General features: G+C 69.2%; 21 protein-coding genes and 2 pseudogenes. 9 read left to right on the top strand and 14 right to left on the bottom strand.

Annotation, left to right across the window (positions count from 1 at the left end; translation table 11 throughout):
• The first annotated feature begins 199 nt into the window (after positions 1-199).
• The 3 genes from ACZ66Z_RS35745 (at position 200) to ACZ66Z_RS35735 (ending at position 3,198) form a co-directional block, all read left to right on the top strand.
• Positions 200-796 carry a DUF485 domain-containing protein gene (locus tag ACZ66Z_RS35745; protein WP_469940080.1) on the top strand — a complete coding sequence of 199 codons (597 nt, stop codon included), beginning with the start codon at positions 200-202 and terminating at the stop codon, positions 794-796.
• On the top strand, positions 793-2,412 hold the full coding sequence (locus ACZ66Z_RS35740) for a sodium/solute symporter (RefSeq protein ID WP_469940078.1): 1,620 nt from the start codon (positions 793-795) through the stop codon (positions 2,410-2,412). The genes ACZ66Z_RS35745 and ACZ66Z_RS35740 overlap by 4 nt, the downstream gene beginning before the upstream one ends.
• 501 nt (positions 2,413-2,913) lie before the next feature.
• Positions 2,914-3,198 carry a hypothetical protein gene (locus ACZ66Z_RS35735; RefSeq protein WP_469940076.1) on the top strand — a complete coding sequence of 95 codons (285 nt, stop codon included), beginning with the start codon at positions 2,914-2,916 and terminating at the stop codon, positions 3,196-3,198.
• Positions 3,199-3,296: 98 nt separating this feature from the next.
• Here the strand turns inward: ACZ66Z_RS35735 and ACZ66Z_RS35730 are convergent, their stop codons facing one another.
• Positions 3,297-3,617 (bottom strand): hypothetical protein, encoded by a 321-nt coding sequence (locus ACZ66Z_RS35730; protein ID WP_469940074.1) that lies wholly within the window; start codon positions 3,615-3,617, stop codon positions 3,297-3,299.
• 284 nt (positions 3,618-3,901) lie between these two features.
• On the opposite strand from ACZ66Z_RS35730, the gene ACZ66Z_RS35725 reads away from it, so the two are divergent.
• A complete protein-coding gene (locus ACZ66Z_RS35725; RefSeq protein ID WP_469940094.1) occupies positions 3,902-4,672 on the top strand; it encodes an IS5 family transposase in 771 nt (256 codons plus the stop codon).
• Positions 4,673-4,942: 270 nt separating this feature from the next.
• On the opposite strand, the gene ACZ66Z_RS35720 is transcribed toward ACZ66Z_RS35725, so the two are convergent.
• The 5 genes from ACZ66Z_RS35720 to ACZ66Z_RS35700 all read right to left on the bottom strand — a co-directional run bounded on the left by ACZ66Z_RS35720 (position 4,943) and on the right by ACZ66Z_RS35700 (position 7,987).
• Positions 4,943-5,875, bottom strand: coding sequence for an anti-sigma factor RsbA family regulatory protein (locus ACZ66Z_RS35720; protein WP_469940073.1), 933 nt, complete (start codon positions 5,873-5,875; stop codon positions 4,943-4,945).
• Positions 5,875-6,225, bottom strand: a complete 351-nt coding sequence (locus tag ACZ66Z_RS35715) for an STAS domain-containing protein (RefSeq protein ID WP_469940071.1) — start codon at positions 6,223-6,225, stop codon at positions 5,875-5,877. The genes ACZ66Z_RS35720 and ACZ66Z_RS35715 overlap by 1 nt, the downstream gene beginning before the upstream one ends.
• Positions 6,226-6,757: 532 nt before the next feature.
• Complete coding sequence (locus ACZ66Z_RS35710; protein WP_469940070.1) at positions 6,758-6,883, bottom strand: hypothetical protein; 126 nt, start codon at positions 6,881-6,883, stop codon at positions 6,758-6,760.
• On the bottom strand, positions 6,880-7,104 hold the full coding sequence (locus ACZ66Z_RS35705; RefSeq protein WP_469940068.1) for an STAS domain-containing protein: 225 nt from the start codon (positions 7,102-7,104) through the stop codon (positions 6,880-6,882). Before ACZ66Z_RS35705 ends, ACZ66Z_RS35710 begins: the two co-directional genes overlap by 4 nt.
• A gap of 397 nt (positions 7,105-7,501) precedes the next feature.
• Positions 7,502-7,987: an ATP-binding protein gene (locus ACZ66Z_RS35700; RefSeq protein ID WP_469940067.1), complete on the bottom strand. Its 486-nt coding sequence runs from the start codon at positions 7,985-7,987 to the stop codon at positions 7,502-7,504.
• Between the two features lie 148 nt (positions 7,988-8,135).
• Between ACZ66Z_RS35700 and ACZ66Z_RS35695 the strand changes: the two genes are divergently transcribed.
• The gene (locus tag ACZ66Z_RS35695; protein WP_469940065.1) at positions 8,136-8,504 is read left to right on the top strand and encodes an STAS domain-containing protein; all 369 of its coding nucleotides are present in this window, start codon (positions 8,136-8,138) and stop codon (positions 8,502-8,504) included.
• 118 nt (positions 8,505-8,622) lie between these two features.
• Here ACZ66Z_RS35695 and ACZ66Z_RS35690 read toward each other — a convergent pair whose 3' ends face one another.
• On the bottom strand, positions 8,623-8,763 hold the full coding sequence (locus ACZ66Z_RS35690) for a hypothetical protein (protein WP_469940064.1): 141 nt from the start codon (positions 8,761-8,763) through the stop codon (positions 8,623-8,625).
• Entirely contained in the window at positions 8,760-9,077 is a 318-nt protein-coding gene (locus ACZ66Z_RS35685; protein WP_469940062.1) for a hypothetical protein, read from the bottom strand. Before ACZ66Z_RS35685 ends, ACZ66Z_RS35690 begins: the two co-directional genes overlap by 4 nt.
• On the opposite strand from ACZ66Z_RS35685, the pseudogene ACZ66Z_RS35680 reads away from it, so the two are divergent.
• Positions 9,012-9,326: pseudogene (locus ACZ66Z_RS35680) on the top strand (IS3 family transposase); the annotation flags it as partial. The gene ACZ66Z_RS35685 and the pseudogene ACZ66Z_RS35680 overlap by 66 nt on opposite strands.
• A 209-nt stretch (positions 9,327-9,535) precedes the next feature.
• On the top strand, positions 9,536-9,832 hold the full coding sequence (locus ACZ66Z_RS35675; RefSeq protein WP_469940061.1) for a hypothetical protein: 297 nt from the start codon (positions 9,536-9,538) through the stop codon (positions 9,830-9,832).
• Positions 9,833-9,852: 20 nt separating this feature from the next.
• Here the strand turns inward: ACZ66Z_RS35675 and ACZ66Z_RS35670 are convergent, their stop codons facing one another.
• Together ACZ66Z_RS35670 and ACZ66Z_RS35665 are read right to left on the bottom strand one after the other, a co-directional pair.
• Positions 9,853-10,167: a hypothetical protein gene (locus ACZ66Z_RS35670; RefSeq protein ID WP_469940060.1), complete on the bottom strand. Its 315-nt coding sequence runs from the start codon at positions 10,165-10,167 to the stop codon at positions 9,853-9,855.
• 328 nt (positions 10,168-10,495) lie between these two features.
• Positions 10,496-11,635, bottom strand: coding sequence for a PucR family transcriptional regulator (locus ACZ66Z_RS35665; protein WP_469940058.1), 1,140 nt, complete (start codon positions 11,633-11,635; stop codon positions 10,496-10,498).
• Between the two features lie 132 nt (positions 11,636-11,767).
• On the opposite strand from ACZ66Z_RS35665, the gene ACZ66Z_RS35660 reads away from it, so the two are divergent.
• Together ACZ66Z_RS35660 and ACZ66Z_RS35655 are read left to right on the top strand one after the other, a co-directional pair.
• Positions 11,768-12,778, top strand: coding sequence for a ferredoxin reductase (locus ACZ66Z_RS35660; protein ID WP_469940093.1), 1,011 nt, complete (start codon positions 11,768-11,770; stop codon positions 12,776-12,778).
• Between the two features lie 7 nt (positions 12,779-12,785).
• Positions 12,786-13,907, top strand: coding sequence for a fatty acid desaturase family protein (locus tag ACZ66Z_RS35655; RefSeq protein ID WP_469940056.1), 1,122 nt, complete (start codon positions 12,786-12,788; stop codon positions 13,905-13,907).
• Between the two features lie 415 nt (positions 13,908-14,322).
• Here the strand turns inward: ACZ66Z_RS35655 and ACZ66Z_RS35650 are convergent, their stop codons facing one another.
• The 4 genes and pseudogenes from ACZ66Z_RS35650 to ACZ66Z_RS35635 all read right to left on the bottom strand — a co-directional run.
• Positions 14,323-14,526: a cold-shock protein gene (locus ACZ66Z_RS35650; RefSeq protein ID WP_030242128.1), complete on the bottom strand. Its 204-nt coding sequence runs from the start codon at positions 14,524-14,526 to the stop codon at positions 14,323-14,325.
• A 242-nt stretch (positions 14,527-14,768) separates the two neighbouring features.
• A complete protein-coding gene (locus tag ACZ66Z_RS35645) occupies positions 14,769-15,107 on the bottom strand; it encodes a helix-turn-helix domain-containing protein (protein ID WP_469940054.1) in 339 nt (112 codons plus the stop codon).
• Positions 15,108-16,877: 1,770 nt separating this feature from the next.
• Positions 16,878-17,388: pseudogene (locus ACZ66Z_RS35640) on the bottom strand (IS5 family transposase); the annotation flags it as partial.
• Between the two features lie 54 nt (positions 17,389-17,442).
• On the bottom strand, positions 17,443-17,789 hold a 347-nt coding region (locus ACZ66Z_RS35635), incomplete at its 5' end, for a hypothetical protein (protein ID WP_469940052.1).

Genomic DNA, 17,789 nt, shown 5'->3' with positions numbered 1-17,789 from the left:
GGCCCGAGACTCGCCCGTGACCTGCGGAAAGATCCACGACGGAGGTTATCGCCGGTTTCGTCGCCACGCGCACAGGATCGTCACCGAACCGACATACCGAGCGGTCGGAAACCCCTTACGCAAGGGCCATACCCATGAGTAACGTACGCGGACCACCAGCGCCACCCGCCCGTTCCCCGGGCGGCAAGGAGCGAGATCGATGTCGTACCACCAGTCTTTCCCCGGCCCACCGCCCGTACCCCAGCACCGGAATGCCGCGCGGCACCGCCAAGAGGCGGCGTCGCAGCCCCGGGAGGGTGGATCGCCGTCCTGGGATACCGATCCACAGGCAGCCTGGGACCCGTCCCCGCGAGCGTGGGACTCCTCGCCGCAGGGCTGGGACTCCGCGCAGCAGCCCTGGGACGCGTCCCCGCAACCGCCCGCCGCCACCGACGATCGTGATGATCTTCAGCGGCTCGGATCGGCTTACCGCAGGATCCGCCGCGTCGCCACCTTCACTGCGCTCGGCTACTTCGTCATCTTCCTCTTCCTGTCCGGCTACGCCCCCTCGATGATGACCGGCAACATCACCGGTGGTCTCACCACCGGGCTGGTCCTGGGGCTCCTCCAGCTGCCCGTGGCGCTGGCTGCGATCGCGCTGTACGAGCGGATCGCGCGCCGCCGCGTCGACCCGCTCGCCGCGGCGATCCGCGAACGCGCCGAGCGGGCGGCCGCGGCAGCCGCGCCCCGTCCGGAACGCCAGAGCCGCTCCGGACGTCCCGTGTGGCAGCAGCCCACCGGAGGTGCGCGCGCATGACCGGCTTCAGCTCCGAGGCCCAGACCATGTCGCTGATCGCGTTCATCGCGGTCATCACCGTCACGCTGCTGCTGTGCGTGATGACCGGCCCCGACCGTGACGACCTGGGCGATTTCTACACCGGTTACCGCTCGCTGTCCCCCGTGCAGAGCGGCCTCGCGATCGCCGGCGACTACATCTCCGCCGGCACCGTGCTCGGCACCATCGGCATCATCGCGCTCGTCGGCTACGACGGCGTCACACTCGCCCTGAGCACCGTGCTCTCGCTGGTCCTGATGATGTTCCTGCTCGCCGAACCGCTGCGTAACGCCGGCCGGTTCACAATCGGCGACGTCCTCACCCGGCGTCTCCCCGGCCCCGCCGTGCGGATCGTCACGGCCGCCGTGACCCTCACCGCGCTGCTGCCGCTGGTGATCTTCCAGCTCGCGGGCGCGGGCGATCTCCTCTCGGTCGTCCTCGGCTTCGACTCCGACGGCTTCAAGACCGGGGCGATCGTGTTCCTGGGCCTGCTGATGATCGCGTACGCGGCGATCGGCGGCATGAAGGGCACCGCATTCATCCAGATCGTCAAGACCGTCGCCCTGCTCGGCGCGTCCCTCGCGATCGCCGCGCTCATCCTCCACCGCTTCGACTTCAGCCTGCCCTCCCTGCTGGACGCCGCCAAGCGCGGCAGCGGGGCGGGAGATGCCTATCTCGCCTCCGGTCTGCAGTTCGGCGGCAACGAACTCGACATGATCAGCACCCAGTTGACGGTCGTGCTCGGCGCCGCGGTGCTCCCCCACATCACCATGCGCATGTTCACCGCGCGCAGCGCGGCAGCCGTACGGCGCTCGATGTCCTGGGCCGTGTCGACCGTCGTCGTGACCTGTCTACTGATCGCCGTCATCGGCTTCGGCGCGGCGGCGATCGTCGGCCACCAGGGGATCGTCGCCGGCGACCCGCAGGGCAAGACGGCGTTCCTCATGGTCAGCCAGGCCATCATGGGGACCGACCAGACCGCCGTCGAGACCCTGCTGTTCACGGCCGTGGCAACAGCCGTCTTCCTCACCCTGCTGGCCTCGGTCGCCGGGATCACCCTCGCCTGCGCCAACACCCTGGCGCACGACCTCATCACGCACGGGCTGCGCCGAAAGGCGCGACTGAAGGGCTCCGCGGAGATGGCCATCGCCCGGATCGCCGCGGCGGGCGTCGGGCTCGTGGCGATCGCGATCGCCGCCGGTGCACGGCATCTGAACCTTCAGGCACTGCTCACCCTGTCGTTCTGCATCGGCGCGTCCGCGGTCGCACCGGCCCTCGTCTACAGTCTCTTCTGGCGCCGCTACTCCCGTACGGGGCTGCTCTGCACCCTCATCGTGGGCAGCGCCTCCGCGTGCATCCTCATGACCGGCAGCAATCTGGTGTCCGGATCGCCCCAGGCGATCTTCCCGGACCAGGACTTCAACTGGTTCCCGTTCACCACGTCGGGCATCCTCTCGGCCCCGCTGGGCTTCCTCGCGGGCTGGCTCGGCACGGTGCTCTACGAACGCGACCCGGCCGACCAGCACATGCGGTACGAAGCGGTGGAGGAGACGATCCTGGCCGGCACACCCGCGGCGAACAGCGCCTCTGCGTCCTGACGTGCACGCCCCACGAAAGGGCGCCCGGCCTGGAGTTCCAGGCCGGGCGCCCTTTCGGCTGTCCCGAGGTGCCGCGGGCCTCTCGTTTGGATCTTGCCGGGCTCGCGTGCCCTGGTGCCGTACCTCGCCGCGTTGCCGCCGGTCGGCAAGGCTCCCTCCTCCGCCTTGCGATCCACGGCAGCAGACCCCGCTCACTGATCCGGCCTGATCCAAACGAAAGACCCTAAAGTCAGCCGTCCCGGCTCCCCGTGCCGACATCGCAGCGGCACGAGTTGGCTTGTCAGAGGCATCGCCTAACTTGCGGGCCATGGGAAACTCAGGCGGAACACTGACGACCCGGTCCACATCCACGGGGGAGCTGCACCAGCTCATGCGGGCAGTCGGGTTCACGGGTATCGACGGCACGAAGGCGTTGGCAGAGAACTGGCAGGTCACGGACTTCGCCGACGCCGAACGGCGCAGCCTTGCGAACCTCGTCCAGCGAACGGAACACCGGCCGTCATGGTGTCCTTCCTCGACAGCGATGTGGGCTTCATCGAGGCCCTCACGCCGGGCGGCAACAGCGGGGAGGGCCTGCTCAACCGCGAGATGGCGAAGAGCTACGAGATCCCTCCGGAGCACTTTCCCATCGAACCCGCCGTGGCCGGCGCACTCGCCTGGTCGACCGCCACGGGCCTGACGCCCGACGAGCAAGCCATTCGGCAGACGCTCACCGGATCGGCCCTGTTCACGGAAGAACTCTCCTCAGCCCTCCTGGCCGCCCTGGGACTGCCCGGTGCCACCTAGCCACAAGCGCCAGGGCCTGGGGAATTACGTGAACTTACCTCTGGGGGACAACGCAATCGTCCACACAGCACCGTTTCATGCACGGGCGCGGAGCGTTTTCACTGACAGACCGACCTGGGCTCGCAGAGCACGGATGGATTCCGCATCGATGCCCCGGGCCGCCGGTTCAGCTGCCGGGCCTGCAGGTGGGTGCGCCGCTCGCCTTCGTGAATCCGGCGCAGGATTGTCCTGCAGTCCACGCCGATCTCGCGGGCAATGGCCGATGCGGACTGTCCGGGCCGGTAGCGGGCGAGGATCTCCTCGTCCACAAGTGTCCGCCCGTGTCGGGGCCGGGTCTGCGAGGTCCGGCCGCGGGGGCGGATCAGGTCGTCGGGGATCCGGCGGCGGATCAACGCCGGCAGCGCCTTCGCATCCCTCATCACTTGCCTGCGCCTCCCCCGGGCCAACGACAGGGCCTTGGCGGGGGGTGCGCCGGCGACCGGGAGGGATGACACAGGGCGCGCTGTACAGCGACGTGGTCCGCTTTTGGTCCAGGCAGACACCTCACGCTGTTAGGACCTGTCTGATCATTGATCTTGTAGTGGGTCGTGGTGAGCCGACGGATGCGGCGTGGGAGCGGATAGTGCCCCTGCTGCCGGGTGTGGATGGGCGTGGGCATCCGTGGCGGGAGCACCGGCAGGTGATCAACGGGGTGTTGTGACGGCTGCGGACCGGTGCCCCGTGGCGAGACCTGCCGGAGCGCTATGGGCCGTGGCAGACGGCCTATGAACGATTCGCCCGCTGGGAGGCAGACGGAACCTGGGCCAGTCTGCTCGAACAGGTCCAGGTCCGGGACGACTCCGTCGGGGCGGTGGAGTGGACGGTGTCGGTCGACTCGGCCATCAGCCGGGCTCACCAGCACGCCGCCGGGGCCCGCGAGAAGGGGCAGCGGCGGGGGACTAACTGGAAGATCCGGACGTCCGTCGGCTGGCCAGGCGCTCGGCCGGTCCCGCGGTGGGCTGACCACCAAGGTCCATTTCGCCTGCGACGGCCGGGCCTGCCCCTGGCCGTCGTCGTCACGCCCAGCAACGTCAACGATTCCACGGTCTTCGAGACGGTCATGGACGAGCTGAGGGTGCCCCGGACTGGTGCCGGGCGCCCTCGCCGCAGGCCCGACGCGGTCGTCGCGGACAAGGCGTACTCGTCCCGGGCTATCCGCCAGACCCTGCGGCGCAGGGGCACCCGGGCAGTGATCCCGGAACGGGCCGACCAGAAGGCCAACCGCCTGCGGCGCGGACAGACCGGCGGCAGGCCGCCGGTCTTCGACCGCGCGCTACTGACGATGCCGACCGTGCGACGGCACCGACCCGACGCGTCCTCCCGGTACGGCGTGGTCAACCATCACCGGGAGGACGAGGCACCGCCCGTCGCACGGCTGAACACACTGATCGAGGGGCACCTGCGCGCGGCGGGGATCGAGGTCCCGCGTCAGTGACGGACCGCCCCGGGGGTCCGGAAAATCATGGGAGTCAGAGCCAGAGCCAGAGCCGGAGGCGGAGGTGAAGGCGAAGGCGAAGGCGAAGGCGGGCGAGGGTGACCATGGCCTGGAAGCGGACGGCTCGGGCATGACGGGTGAAACCGTAGCGGCGGAAGGCGGTTGCCCACTCCCGGGCGAACATCACACACCGGGCCGCGCCGACCCGCTGTGCCACCTCCGACGGCTCCACCGGCCACCGTCGGCGTCCAAGGTGCCGCCCGCGCGTTGTCACAAGCTGAGGTAGAAGCGCACGGTCGTGCCGTCGTCGCCGGTGTGCATGCGCACCAGGTCGGCCACGTAGTGGACCAGCATCAGGCCCCGGCCGCCCAACTGGCCGGGCTCCGGCGGGCGGCGGCCGGCCAGTGGATCGGTCAGTCGGCCCGCATCGCGGACCTCACACACCAGCTGGCCCTGCTCGGCCCAGATGGCGAGTGTCCCGTGGCCTCCGCCGTGGATCACGCTGTTGGTCGTCAGTTCCGAGACCGCCAGCTCTACATCCATCAGCCGGTCCCCGGCCAGGCCCAGCCGCGTCGCCTGGCCGAGAGCGAACTGGCGGACCGTCGGAAGGCCCTCAGCACCGTAGGAGAAGGCTGCGGCGTCCGGTGCGGGCGCCAGCGCTTGGTTGTACCGGTGGACGACCGCCTGCCAGTCGTAGGCGTCGCTGACCGACTCATGTCCATCCCCGCTGACGAGGGTCGGGTGGGTGACCCGCGCGTCGGCGATCACCTGCGGGTCCAGCCGTACCTCGTCGTAGGGGCACAGGATCGTCACCGCCCGGCCTGCGAACGCGACGTTGATCAGCGCCTCGTGCTGCGCGCACGCCGGGTACTCCACCGCACTGCGTTCGGCCCAGATCGGCTCGCCGATGATCCGCACACGTCCCTTCGGGTGGGCGTCGGCGAATCCGCGCAGTACCTTGGGGATGATCCGCCCCGGGTTGCGGCCGGCTTCGGTCATGTCCAGGAACAGGATGCCCTCGACGTCCCCGCCCAGACCCGCCTTGATCAGCTCCAGGTTGGGGCCGGGCACCGCCACGGCCATCGGCTCGCCGTTGGTCAGACCCTCGTGCAGGAAGGTCACCGTCTGCTGCGTGTACTCCTGCTCGGTTCGGTAGAAAAGGGCAGGGTGCGCGAACGCCTCGTGGGTGGTCACCGTGCTCATCACAGAGCCACCTCAATCCGGTCCAGGCCCGGCCAGAACATTTCCAAAACCCGCGGCAGTTGTGGCGGGGGATTCTCGACCACAATTCTCCCGTCGGGCAGGTTCATGGCGGTGACCGCCAGCGCGGTTACCCCGGCCACGTCGACGAAGGCCACATCCGACAGCTCCACGTACGACACGCCCGCGTGCCGCCGGGCCAGCTCGGACAGGGCCTGCTCCCAAGACGGGCGAGTGAGGGCGCTGACCTCACCACGGACACGTATCCCGGAACGACCAGGCAACGGGCTCACCTCCAACGCGGCCCTCCCGGGCACCGCACGGGGCCTGCCCACCGCATGTGGGGCATCCACGCTCGGACTCCTTCACATCAAGCCGCCTGCCTGCAGTCCCGGCACGGGCGGAGCAAAAGCTCCGCCCAATGGGGCAGTGTATCCAGGCGACGGAACGCCGGGGTCTGCAGGAGCGAGTTCAGCGCCGCCCGGTCACGGAACGGGGCTGGGTCAGTGCGGCTTGGCGGCGATCTTCGCAAGGGCGTCCCGGAGTCGGCGGACGGCACCCTCCGCCTCTACGTATTCCCCAGGACTCGGAAGAACAGGTACTTCCAGCGGGACGGTCCAGGGGCTGCCCTCCAACCTGGCGGTGATGCTCAAGCGCACCGGCTCATTCACGTGGTCGAGGAGCCGGTCCTGTATGCCGATCGTCGACCAGGTGGGCGGGGTGGTCGGCGGTCCTCTCCAGCGAGCAGGTGCGCACTCCCCCGATCTGTCCAAGGCCGGCCTCAAAAGGAACCTGCGGAAGCACGGGGTCTCTGTCCAAGTGCTCCGCGTCAAGGTGATGCGGCCGCGGGCCGTCTGGACCGGGGAAGCCCGGCCCTGGGGATGCTCAGGGCCTGCGGGCCATCAGGCCGACGGGAGTGCCGGGGACGAACCGGGAGATGTCGTAGGCCGCGGGGAACAGGGCAGCAGCGAGCAGCAGAAGGTGCAGGGGCTGGTCGTGCAGCCTTGTCACCGCCGTCCCGCGGTGCGGACTGCCCTGCGGTACGGGCCGAACAACAGGCGCAGGCCGGCCACGTCGGTGAAGGACGTGTGTTCCAAGTCCCACAGCAGGTCGGTGACGTGTAACGACAACCGGTCCACAGCGGCGTGCAGCAAGGGCAGGGTGCCGAAGTCGATCTCCCCGTGCGGGGTGACGCGGGCGGTGGTACCGGTGATCGCAGTGGTGACGTTCATGCTGGGCACGCCCCCTTCCGGAGGTTGATGAGCCCACAGACGAAAGACCCCCCGGCTCGAGGAGGGGGTGGTCGACGATGGAGGGATTCGGGTGCCCGGAGCGGGGGCGACTCCCGAGTCCCAAAGGCCGCCGCCCGTGGCGCCGGCCGGTCTCGTGTTCTTTCAGCGTCGCGCACCCGGGCATGCTCGCGAAACAGCGGGCAGACCACGCGATTTCGGGGAGGGAGGCTCTGGGCTGGTGCAGCGCCTTGTTCCTGGATTGCGGCGGCTCCTGCATGGCCGATGAACGGGGTGCGGTCCCGCGTCGAGGGGAGAAACGATGCCGGCACCGCTACAGGGGTGAGTGAGAGAACAGACGACCGGCTGGGAAATCCCGGACCGTCGTCACGTCCCGCTCCTACGCCGGTCTGGGAGCGTCGGCCAGGGCGAGGCGGACGGTGATGCGCTTGCCGACCGGCTCCTGCTCGATGAACAGTTTCTCGGCGACCGCTTTGATGATCTCCAAGCCGTGCTGGCCGACCCGCCCCGGATCAGCGGCCTGGGCCGCGGGAAGGGCCGGGGCGCTGTCCCACACCACGATGTCCACGTGCTCGGCGCTGATGCGCAGCTCCATCAGGACGGGGCCGGAGGCGTACTTGTGGGCGTTGGTGACCAGCTCGCTGACGACCAGCGCGGTCAGATCCCGCGTTCGTTGCGACACCGGCAGCCGATGCTCGGTGCGGGCCCGGTCCAAAAAGGCGGAGGCGTGATGCCGGGCGTCGGCGATACAGCTTCCCCCACCGTCCAGCGCGTAGCCGGCACGCACCAGGAACCTGTCCAGCACGGACTCGGCACCGCCACCTAGATCGGCATCAGGTCCCACTGGCTCCGTCCCCCTTCTCATCCACACGGCACGGTTACCCGACCGACCAAGCCCCATGCGATGGGGCCGGCCAGTGCCACCGTCCGGGTGCGTCCGGCCCTGGTGTGGTGAGGCACAATCGTCCGCGCACGGCCCCGGCCCGGGCAAGCCTAGACGCAGCGAGGAGACCATGCCCAGTAATGAGGAAACGGCCCGGACCGAACGGCTGTCCGTCGCACACCACATGGTCGACGGTGTCCGTATCGTGACCCTGCAAGGGGAGATCGACCACACCACCAAGAACGTCCTGCACAACGCCCTGCTGCCTCGGAACGACACAGCAGCACCGCCGCGCATCGTGGCGGACATGGAAGGCGTGACCTTCCTGGACTCCAGCGGCCTCAACATCCTCATCTCCGTCCACCGGCACGTGAGCGAAGCACAGGGCTGGCTGCGCATCGCCGCCGCCCAGGAGGCCGTCCGGCGTGTCCTGAGCCTGGTCGGCCTCGACACCGTCATCCCCTGCCACCCCACAGTCGAAGACGCTCTCAGCACCTGACACGAGCCCCACCGCAAAGGACACGACGAGGCGGCCTGAAAAGACCCGGGCGGCCGCCTCGTTCCGTACGAAGACCAGCTCCGACGGCGGCCCGGCGCCAAGCCCGACAGCCGCGTGCTCAGCAACTCTCCGGTGACGACCGATCGCGGGGGATGCGGCCGGTGCCGCGGGAGGCCTCGATGGGGAGCCCGGTGAAGAACGGGTCGGTCTGGTACAGGGCGGTCGGCGCGGAGTGGTCGAGGACCGCGGTCAGGTTCACGCGGCTCGGCCCTGGTGGGCGCGGATCTTCGCCCAGGCGTCCCGGCCGGCCTGCTGGACCTGTTCGGTGGAGTCCACTCCGAGTTCGCGTGCGGCCTCGGTGGCGCGCTGCTTGCAGTCGTCGCACAGGTGCGGGTGGGCGTCGCGTGGGGCGCCCCACTCTGCGGGCTCGATGGCCTTCCACCGTTCGTCGGTGAACCGGGTGCCGCAGTCGGCGCACACCGGGCGGCTGGCCTCTCGCTCGGCCTTGTGCTGTGCGGCGATCGCGGCGCGCCATTCCGGTCCCGGAAGTTCGTCCAGGCGCTCGACCGCCACCGGATGGCAGGATCGACAGGAAGGGTCGGGGCGGCCGGCGACGACGCGGCCATGGAGTCCTTCTTCGGTCTGCTGCAGAAGAACGTCCTCGACCGCAGGAAGTGGGCCACCCGCGAGGAACTGCGGATCGCCCTCGTGACCCGGATCGAGCGGACCTGCCACCGCCGTCGTCGGCAAGCCGCACTCGGCCGACTGACCCCCGTCGCATTCGAGACCGTCATGACCACACCGGCCCTCCAGGCCGCGTGACCCGACCTGTCACCCGAACCTGCATCAGACCCGCCCGGCTCCCGCCTCGGATACCGTGTTTCTCCATGGGGTGCCACAACGGATGTGACGCCCGCACCGGAGGTAGTCAGCGTATGAGTTCAAAGCGCAGCAAGAATCCAGCCCTGCCCGTACTTGACGACGCATTTCGACTCGCGTCGGTCAAGGACGCCGAAGAGGCCACCCGTGACTTGGCAGCGCGGCTGGCCACCACCGAGCTGCGCCGTGTTTCCCACCCGGGCCGGGTCACCTGGGAGCCCACCGATCAAGCCGAGCCCGTCCCGGTCCCGCCGACCGTGGTCGACGGTGACGGGGACCTGTGGCTGCGGGACCGGGGCACCGGCACCTGGACCATGCCCGAGTTCAACCCGAAGGAGTTCCCGGCCCGCTGTGGCGAGGTTCTGACGTGGAACCAGCTTGTCCGCGAGTTCGGCCCGCTTACCGGACTGGCCGACGACCGCCGTATCGGCGGCGGCCGGCGTCGCTGACCGCGCAGCCTTCGCGCGGATCATCGTGTCGAACAGGCCTCTGGATCGTCGTCGGGTCCGGCGTTCGCAGCCAGCAGCGAGGCGGCTTGGCTGGTGAGGACAGTGACCACGTCGGCCGTCCCCACCGGGCCGCGTTTGCGCACGGCGTCGTCGATGCGGTCCCTGGCCTCCTCGCCCTGGAGGAACAACCCAAGCCGGTCGGCGAGGAACATCCGGACGACCGCCACACCGTCGGCCTTCTCGTGGGCCTGGTCGAGGGTGAGGGGTTTGCCGGTGGTGTGCCGGAGGGAGGCACCGCTGTAGACGCGGATGAGGGCGGCAGCGTCGTCGAGCACCAGGGCGCGGCGCGCAGGGTCACCATGTGGTGGTCGGCTCCTTCGCGGGGGGGCGGCGGGGTCGGGGGCGAGGCACGTGGTGACGGCGTCTTCGAATTCGGGGAACGGCCACGGCCAGATGCCGCGCAGTGCTGTGATGGTGCCCTTGGCGATGACTGCCCGCTTCTCCAGCCGGTCGAGGCCGTCGTCGTGGGCGACGGGGCGGTGGCTGGTCCAGCACCAGAACGGGGAGGCGCCCAGGCTCCGGATGTCAGCGGCGCAGCGGACATCGACGGCGACGGCGTGGGCGGTGTCGGTGAGCAGCAGGGCAATCTGGTCGACGTACGTGTCAGCCGACCCGAAGGCCGACCGCCATCGTCAGTTCAAGGACCCGGTGTGGCGATGCGAGATCCGGAAACAGCTCCCGCAGCTGCTGCATCCGGTACCGGACCGTCTGGGGATGGACGAACAACGACGCCGCCACCTCGTCCCGCCTGCCTTGGTGCAGCAGCCACGCCCGCAGCGTCTCCTCCAGCCGCCGTGCGGTCGCGACAGGCAAGGTCCGCAACGGTGCGAGGGCTCGGGCACGCAGGTCTGCGAACGCGTCCATATCGGCGCTCAGCACCAGCTCGGGCAGGTGGTCCTCGACGTCGCGAATATCGCTGGAGAGGGAGCGCGCGCGTACGGCTCGTGCGTACGAGGCGGACGCACGGGTCCATGGCCGGGCCGGGCCGACCACGGCGGTGCGGTCGGCGAGCTGCCGCAAGAGGTGTGATCGGTCGGCATCGGGGACGAGCAGCACACCGGTGGCGTCTGGCAGATCGTCGAGGACGAGGGTGCTCGGGTCGAGCGCGCGGTAGGCCGGCCGGGTCTGGGCGGCGGGCAGCAGGACCGCGGTCAACGAAACCGGAGGCTGCCACCCGGCCTGCTGAGCAGAGACCAGCAGCACGTCCGGGCTCGCGCCGGCGAGGAGGTCGCGAGCCAGGTGTTCCAGGTGGCGCTCGTGGGCTCTGCCCCGGGCGGCCAGTTCGTCGGCGTGGCCCGCGGCGCTCGCGGCGGAGAGCTCGTCGATGTAGGCGAAGGTCAGCTCGGCGAACTTGGCGACCTGGGCGGCGGGCAGACCTGCGGGTACGGCACCGGCTGCCAGGCATCGCCAGGCCACGCGGGCGCCGACGCGGTAGGCGCTGAGCAGGGCGTCCATCGAACGGCCGTCGCGGACCTCGCCGCGGCCCAGCTCGTAGGCTGCGTCACCGGCGTCGCCGCCCGTCGCGTTCCCGCTCGCTAGGTCCAGGTAGTGCCCCAGGGCGGTGCGGACGGCTCGGCGGATGGTGGCGCCCATGTGGCCCGAGAGGGCGTTGGCGTAGGGAGGGACCTCGTCGATGATCGCCTGGACGACCTCGTCGGCGGTGGTCTTCAGCGCGGCCCGAAGTGCGGTGACCGTCGTCTCGTCCAGGGCCAGTTCACTGGCCCTCCGAATTGCATGGCTCACGATGTTGTTCCCTGCGAACAATTCAGCCGATCAGTTTTACGTCTTGCGGTCAGGACTTTACGCCTTGAGGCGCATCAAGCTGGGGTCATGACGAGTGCAGCCCTCCGCAGCAGGGCGTGGAAACTGTTGGAGATGGTGACGACGCCGCTGCTGCCGTCGGACTATCTCGACCTGGTCAGCCCGCTGCGTGCGGGTGCCGACCTGCGTGGGCGCATCGAGGCCGTGCAGCCCGAGACGGGTGACGCCGCGACTGTCGTGATCAGGCCGGGGCGGGGCTGGCGCGGCCACACAGCCGGTCAGTACGTGCGGATCGGGGTCGACGTCGACGGGGTGCGCCTGTGGCGCACCTACTCCCTCACCTCGCCGACGAACCGCCAGGACGGCCGCGTCACGATCACCGTGAAGGCGATCCAGGGCGGCAAGGTCAGCAACCACCTGGTCCGCAGGGTGAGACCGGGCACGCTGATCCAGCTCGACCAGCCGACCGGTGACTTCGTGCTGCCGCAGGCCAAGCCCGCCAAGGTGCTCTACCTGACGGCCGGCAGCGGCATCACTCCCGTGATGGGCATGCTGCGCGACACCGAGTTCGACGACGTCGTCATGGTCCACTGCGCGCCACAGCCGCAAGATGTGATCTTCCGCAAGGAACTGCACGACCTGGTCGCGGCCGGGAAGCTGCGGCTCACCGAGGTGCACACCGACACGGACGGCATGCTCGACATCGCCCGGCTCGACGAACTCGTGCCCGACTGGGCCGAGCGCGAGACCTGGGCGTGCGGGCCCGCGGGCCTGCTCGACGCCACCGAAGAGCACTGGAGCGAGCACGGCGTACCAGAGCGCCTGCACACCGAACGCTTCCGCCCCAGCATCGTCGTCGCGGGCGACGGCGGCGAGGTCACGTTCAGCGCCAGCGGCAAGACCGTCGACGCGGATGGCGCCACGCCGTTGCTGGACATCGGTGAGGAGGCCGGCGTACTCATGCCCTCCGGGTGTCGCATGGGCATCTGCTTCGGCTGCGTCACGCCGCTCAGGGCCGGCGCCGTCCGCGACTTGCGCACCGGCGAGATCACCGAGGCCGAGCCGGGCGTCCTCATCCAGACCTGCGTGTCCGCCGCGGCGGGCCCCTGCGACATCGAACGGTAGGAGCACCTTGACCGCTATCGACCCCACCGCCCACCTGACCGCGGAGCAGATCGAGGAGCTCGGCCGCGAGCTGGACGCGATCCGCGACGAGGTGATCGCCGGCCGCGGCGAGAAGGATGCCGCCTACATCCGCAAGGTCATCTCGGCGCAGCGCAAGCTCGAGCTGGTCAGCAGGGGCGTGCTGCTGTTCTCGATCTTCCCGCCCGCGTGGCTGCTCGGCACCGCCGGCCTGTCCGTGGCGAAGATCATGGACAACATGGAGATCGGCCACAACATCCTGCACGGCCAGTGGGACTGGATGCGGGACCCGAAGATCCACTCCACCACCTGGGAATGGGATCACGTCTCGCCGGCCGACCAGTGGAAGCACTCGCACAACGAGCTGCACCACACGTACACCAACGTCATCGGCAAGGACAACGACCTCGGCTACGGCATCATGCGCGTCGACGAGGACCAGAAGTGGCACCCGTTCCACCTCGGCCAGCCGCTGTGGAACTTCATCAACGCCTGCTTCTTCGAGTACGGCATCGCCGCGTACGACCTGGAGCTGGGCAAGAACCTGCACGAGCGCCGCCGCAAGAACCCCGAGTTCCGCACGCGGGCCAAGGCCGTGGGCCGCAAGATCCGCAAGCAGGTACTCAAGGACTACGTGATCCACCCGCTGCTGTCGGGCCCGTCGTTCCTCCCCACGCTCGCCGCCACGTTCACCGCGAACCTGGTCCGCAACCTCTGGACCCACTCAGTGATCATGTGCGGGCACTTCCCCGAGGGCGTACAGGTGTTCGAACGCCGGTCGATCGAGGGCGAGACGCGCGGCCAGTGGTACCTGCGCCAGATGATGGGCTCGGCGAACATCAGCGGCAGCAGGGCCATGCACTTCATGACCGGCAACCTGTCGCACCAGATCGAGCACCACCTCTTCCCCGACCTGCCGAGCAACCGGTACGCCGAGGTCGCGGTGAAGGTGCGCGCGCTGTTCGAGAAGTACGAGCTGGAGTACGTCACCGGGCCGCTGCCCAAGCAGGTGTTCTCCGCGTGGCGCAAAGTCTTCCGGCTCTCGCTGCCGAACAAGAAGCCCGAGATCAACACGTCGGATCGCCGCAAGCAGGAGCTCGTCGCGGCCTGACTCCCGGTATTGGTTCAGATTTTTCGGCCGGACCGGCAGCACCGCCGATCCGGTCAGCTGCGGTGGAACAGGTCTGCGCCTGCCGACCGGTGCCTTCCCGTTGGCGGGAGGGGCGGGCCTGCCTTGGGCGCCGGCGGTTCGGGGTCAGGATTCGAGGACGAGCAGCACGCGTGGTGCGTTGGGCTAAGCGCCTCTGCACGGCGGCGGTACCCGCCTCCCTACTCCATGGGGCGACCGCGCGGAAGACGGCGATGCACCACCACGGACGAGGGCCGCGCGCAGTCGCGCAGCCCTCGTCCGGTTCGTTTCCACTGCCTCTGGGACGCCGGCCCGGCTTCCGTCGTTCGGGTCGCCCGCTACCGGGCAGTCGGGAAGCAGAGCCGATCTCGGTGCCCGCAGGCGGAGACGGGGAGGGTTACGCCGGGGTGATGTTCTCCGCCTGGGGGCCCTTCTGGCCCTGGGTGACGTCGAACGTCACGGCCTGGCCCTCCTGGAGCTCACGGAAGCCCGAGGAGTTGATCGCCGAGTAGTGGGCGAAGACGTCCGGGCCGCCGCCGTCCTGGGCGATGAAGCCGAAGCCCTTCTCCGCGTTGAACCACTTCACAGTTCCCGTAGCCATGTCGCATGCCTTCCAGTCGATGAACGCCGCCCACACGGTGCGGGAGGCGGAGGTGATCGCCCTGGTTCCTGCAGCACAGCACAGCAAAAAAGCCCACGCCGACGGCATGGGCAAAGGGAAGATCCGAACCACGACAGCTAACAGGAACGGTACATGGTCACACCCACTGTCACCACAGGAAACGCTTCCTGTCTCACACCCTGCCCTGCGTGCGCGGGCTTGACCGGCGCCTGGGCAGGGTCTCAGGCGGCGGCCGGCGGCTTTGCCGCTTCGGCGGCGCGGCGGTACTCGGCGTTGATGCGCTGGGCTTCCTCGAGCTGGTCCTCAAGCACGATGATGCGACAGGCGGCCTCGATCGGGGTTCCCCGGTCGACCAGTTCCCGGGCGCGGGCGGCGATGCGCAGCTGGTAGCGGGAGTAGCGGCGGTGGCCGCCCTCGGAACGCAGCGGGGTGATCAGGCGGTGTTCGCCCAGAGCGCGCAGGAAGGCGGGGGTGGTGCCGAGCATCTCGGCGGCCCGGCCCATCGTGTAGGCGGGGTAGTCGTCGTCGTCGAGACGCCCGTGTGGGCCGTCTGCCGTCATCGGCACCTCTCTGCGGAACGCGTGGAGGGGCCCTGATGCCGTACGGCACCAGGGCCCCGAAGGAACTACTACACCATCTGCCGGCCCTGATACCGCGCCGGCCTTCTGTGTCCGCGTACCCGACCCAGTTGCTGTCGGGGCTGCGGGGATCGCGGTTGCCTGACCGGAGACCACCTCACTCACGATGTCCTGCGGTACCCGGACTCGAGACTTCCGCCCGGGCGATCCTGACGGTGCTTCGTTCCTCCGCTTCTTCCCTCGGTGATCAACTGCGTACCAAACGGGAACTGCATACTGCCGGTACTGCCGGTACTGCCGGTACTGCCGGTACTGCCGGTACTGCGAACTGCTCGTGGCCCGTGACAGCGCCACTTTTGAATTTCCCGGTGCGCGCGCCCGCAGCCGACGCCTTCACCAGGGGTCCTGCTCACTGACTTCACTGCGGGGTACTGCCACTGCGGTACTGGCGGCCCCTGATCACTGCGGGCCACCCGGTCCGGCCGTCAGTCCCGTCGCCGTCCTGCAACCACCCTGGCTTCGAAACTCCACCACCGCACCGTCGTGCGAACTGCAACTGCGGGTACTGCTGCCCGGCAGTTCGTCTCTGCCGGGCCCTGCGGTCTCTCTGTCTACGAGAGAAACCATAACCACCACACTCACGAATGTCTACTCTGGTCGTGACAGATTTCCGCCTGTTCGGCAGCGAGATAATCGCCCTCGAACAGTGGCGGGTGCGGAAGCAGGCCGGGTCGACCGGCCGCAATCGGGGCACACGCCCCGGGCAGACGGCTGGACGTCGACGGACACCGGGGGACCAGATGGACGGCGCGAGGGTCACCCCAAGCCTCCGCTCGGCCACGTCCGCCACCGGCGCACGCGACAGCGCCCGGGAATTCCTCGAAGAGCCCGCACCAGCCCCCGCCTCCGCGGCCGCCGACAGCGTGATCCTCGTCGTTTCGGAGCTCGCCACCAACGCCCCGCACCACCACGGCGGCACCGGAGGCTTCAGCCAGCCATGGTCAACCACCTCGCCCGCACCACCACCGTGACCCGCCACAAGACCGGCGGCAAAACCGCAAGCGCCCTACTCCCCCGCTCACACCAAAACGCCGGCACCGGACGGTCCTCCCGTCCGACAAGCGCCCGACAGACCAATGTGGCCGAACGATCGGCTTGTCACCCTCCTCCCCATCAGCCCGGCCGACCACCGCGTGACAGCGGGACCGCAGCGTCGTTGGACGGTGCGACCCCCGAGCCGGGCCCCGGGGGCGTCATGGCTGATCCCCCGGGGTCCCTGGTGTGTCTGGGGGCAGGTCAGCCTTCTTCGGTCTCTCCAGCCGCCGTGGCAGTGACCCGGTCGGCGACTTCGGCGTCGGTCATCAGCACACCCTGTGCCGGGTGGGCGTCGCCGTCCTGGACGATGTGGACGCGGCCCCGGAGCGGGCTGGTGTTGGGGGCGGGTCGGCTGTCGGGGCGAGCTGCCGCAGGGTGGCGTCGGCCCGGTCGATCACGACCATCACAACCGCGGCGCACCTTCCAGGTCGCCGACGAGGCCGTTGTGGCGCTCCTGCTCGGGCCCGAGCAGCCCGGCCGAAACGACAAGACACCCCCTAGGTGATCGGTGGAGCGCCAGCCTTGGCACGGAGATTGTCGATGTAGGCGATCAGGTCGGGAGCTGGGGGGAACCTTTCCCGTCCCCTGGCGAGGAGGTGCTTGAACTGACGGTGGAGCTGTTTTTCTCGGACCATGTCGCCAGGTTCGGTGGCGAGGACATCGGCCGTCCGCGCCCAGGTGGAGCTTGGTGGTGAACCCGCCGCGTGAGCGGCCCAGGCCCTCACCTCCTGCACCACCTCCACCAGGCGGGCGGCGAGGCCCCCACGACCTCTCGTGCCGGCGTTCTGCCGCTGCATCCCCCTTTTGAGGCGGGGGCCGGCGACGGTTCGGTGCGGGCGCCAGCCGCGTGCTGATGTGCCCGCGCGATGGTGGAGTCGACAGAGATGTCCCAGTCGATCTCACCCGCCGCGTCGGCCGCGGCCTGCACCTGCTGGAGCAGCCGTTCCCAGGTGCCGTCGGCCGACCACGGGCGGTGGCGTTCGTAGACCGTCTTCCAAGGACCGAACCGTTCGAGCAGGTCACGCCACTGCACCCCGGTCCGCACCCGGTGCAGAATCCCGTCGATCACCTGCCGGTGATCCCGCCACCTGCCGCGACGCCCGTTGCTGACCGGCAGGAACGGCCGCAGCCGTTCCCACTCAGCATCCGTCAGATCGCGCCGCCCCATGTCCATAAGAACGATCAGCAGCAAGAGTCAGTCGCATGCTCTGCCGGATCAGTCCTAGTCTCCTGAGAACCCGAAGATTCCCAGGTGAGTCGGCCTGTCGCCGGAGTGGAGGACGATGTAGTAACCGGTCCACCGCATCTGACACTCACCGAGCAGGCTTTGCTCGTGCTCCTCATGGCCGGCGGCCTCATGGGCGGCGGCGACGAGCTTCTCGTACTGCTCGACCGACGGTCCGTCTGTGCCGAAGTGGTGCATCACGCGGTTGAGAGCCAGGGGGCGCAGGGTGCCGTAGTCAGCGATGCCGGACCTAGGCCGTTTCCTTCGGATCATCTGATCGTTGGTTGATGTGTGTCGTTGACTGACGCCCAGTGGGCACGCATCGAGCCGTTGCTGCCGGACCG

The organism is Streptomyces sp. NPDC107498, from assembly GCF_055582805.1.
This window is presented reverse-complemented; position numbering and strand designations above follow the sequence as displayed.

What these genes read in the sequence shown, in the direction of transcription:
- ACZ66Z_RS35740 (WP_469940078.1), top strand. Translation starts at nt 793, where the DNA reads ATGACCGGCTTCAGCTCCGAGGCCCAGACCATGTCGCTGATCGCGTTC.
- ACZ66Z_RS35650 (WP_030242128.1), bottom strand. Translation starts at nt 14,526, where the DNA reads ATGGCTACGGGAACTGTGAAGTGGTTCAACGCGGAGAAGGGCTTCGGC.
- ACZ66Z_RS35720 (WP_469940073.1), bottom strand. Translation starts at nt 5,875, where the DNA reads ATGAGCACGGTGACCACCCACGAGGCGTTCGCGCACCCTGCCCTTTTC.
- ACZ66Z_RS35730 (WP_469940074.1), bottom strand. Translation starts at nt 3,617, where the DNA reads ATGAGGGATGCGAAGGCGCTGCCGGCGTTGATCCGCCGCCGGATCCCC.
- ACZ66Z_RS35695 (WP_469940065.1), top strand. Translation starts at nt 8,136, where the DNA reads ATGCCCAGTAATGAGGAAACGGCCCGGACCGAACGGCTGTCCGTCGCA.
- ACZ66Z_RS35705 (WP_469940068.1), bottom strand. Translation starts at nt 7,104, where the DNA reads ATGAACGTCACCACTGCGATCACCGGTACCACCGCCCGCGTCACCCCG.
- ACZ66Z_RS35660 (WP_469940093.1), top strand. Translation starts at nt 11,768, where the DNA reads ATGGTGACGACGCCGCTGCTGCCGTCGGACTATCTCGACCTGGTCAGC.
- ACZ66Z_RS35745 (WP_469940080.1), top strand. Translation starts at nt 200, where the DNA reads ATGTCGTACCACCAGTCTTTCCCCGGCCCACCGCCCGTACCCCAGCAC.
- ACZ66Z_RS35645 (WP_469940054.1), bottom strand. Translation starts at nt 15,107, where the DNA reads ATGACGGCAGACGGCCCACACGGGCGTCTCGACGACGACGACTACCCC.
- ACZ66Z_RS35735 (WP_469940076.1), top strand. Translation starts at nt 2,914, where the DNA reads ATGGTGTCCTTCCTCGACAGCGATGTGGGCTTCATCGAGGCCCTCACG.
- ACZ66Z_RS35700 (WP_469940067.1), bottom strand. Translation starts at nt 7,987, where the DNA reads ATGAGAAGGGGGACGGAGCCAGTGGGACCTGATGCCGATCTAGGTGGC.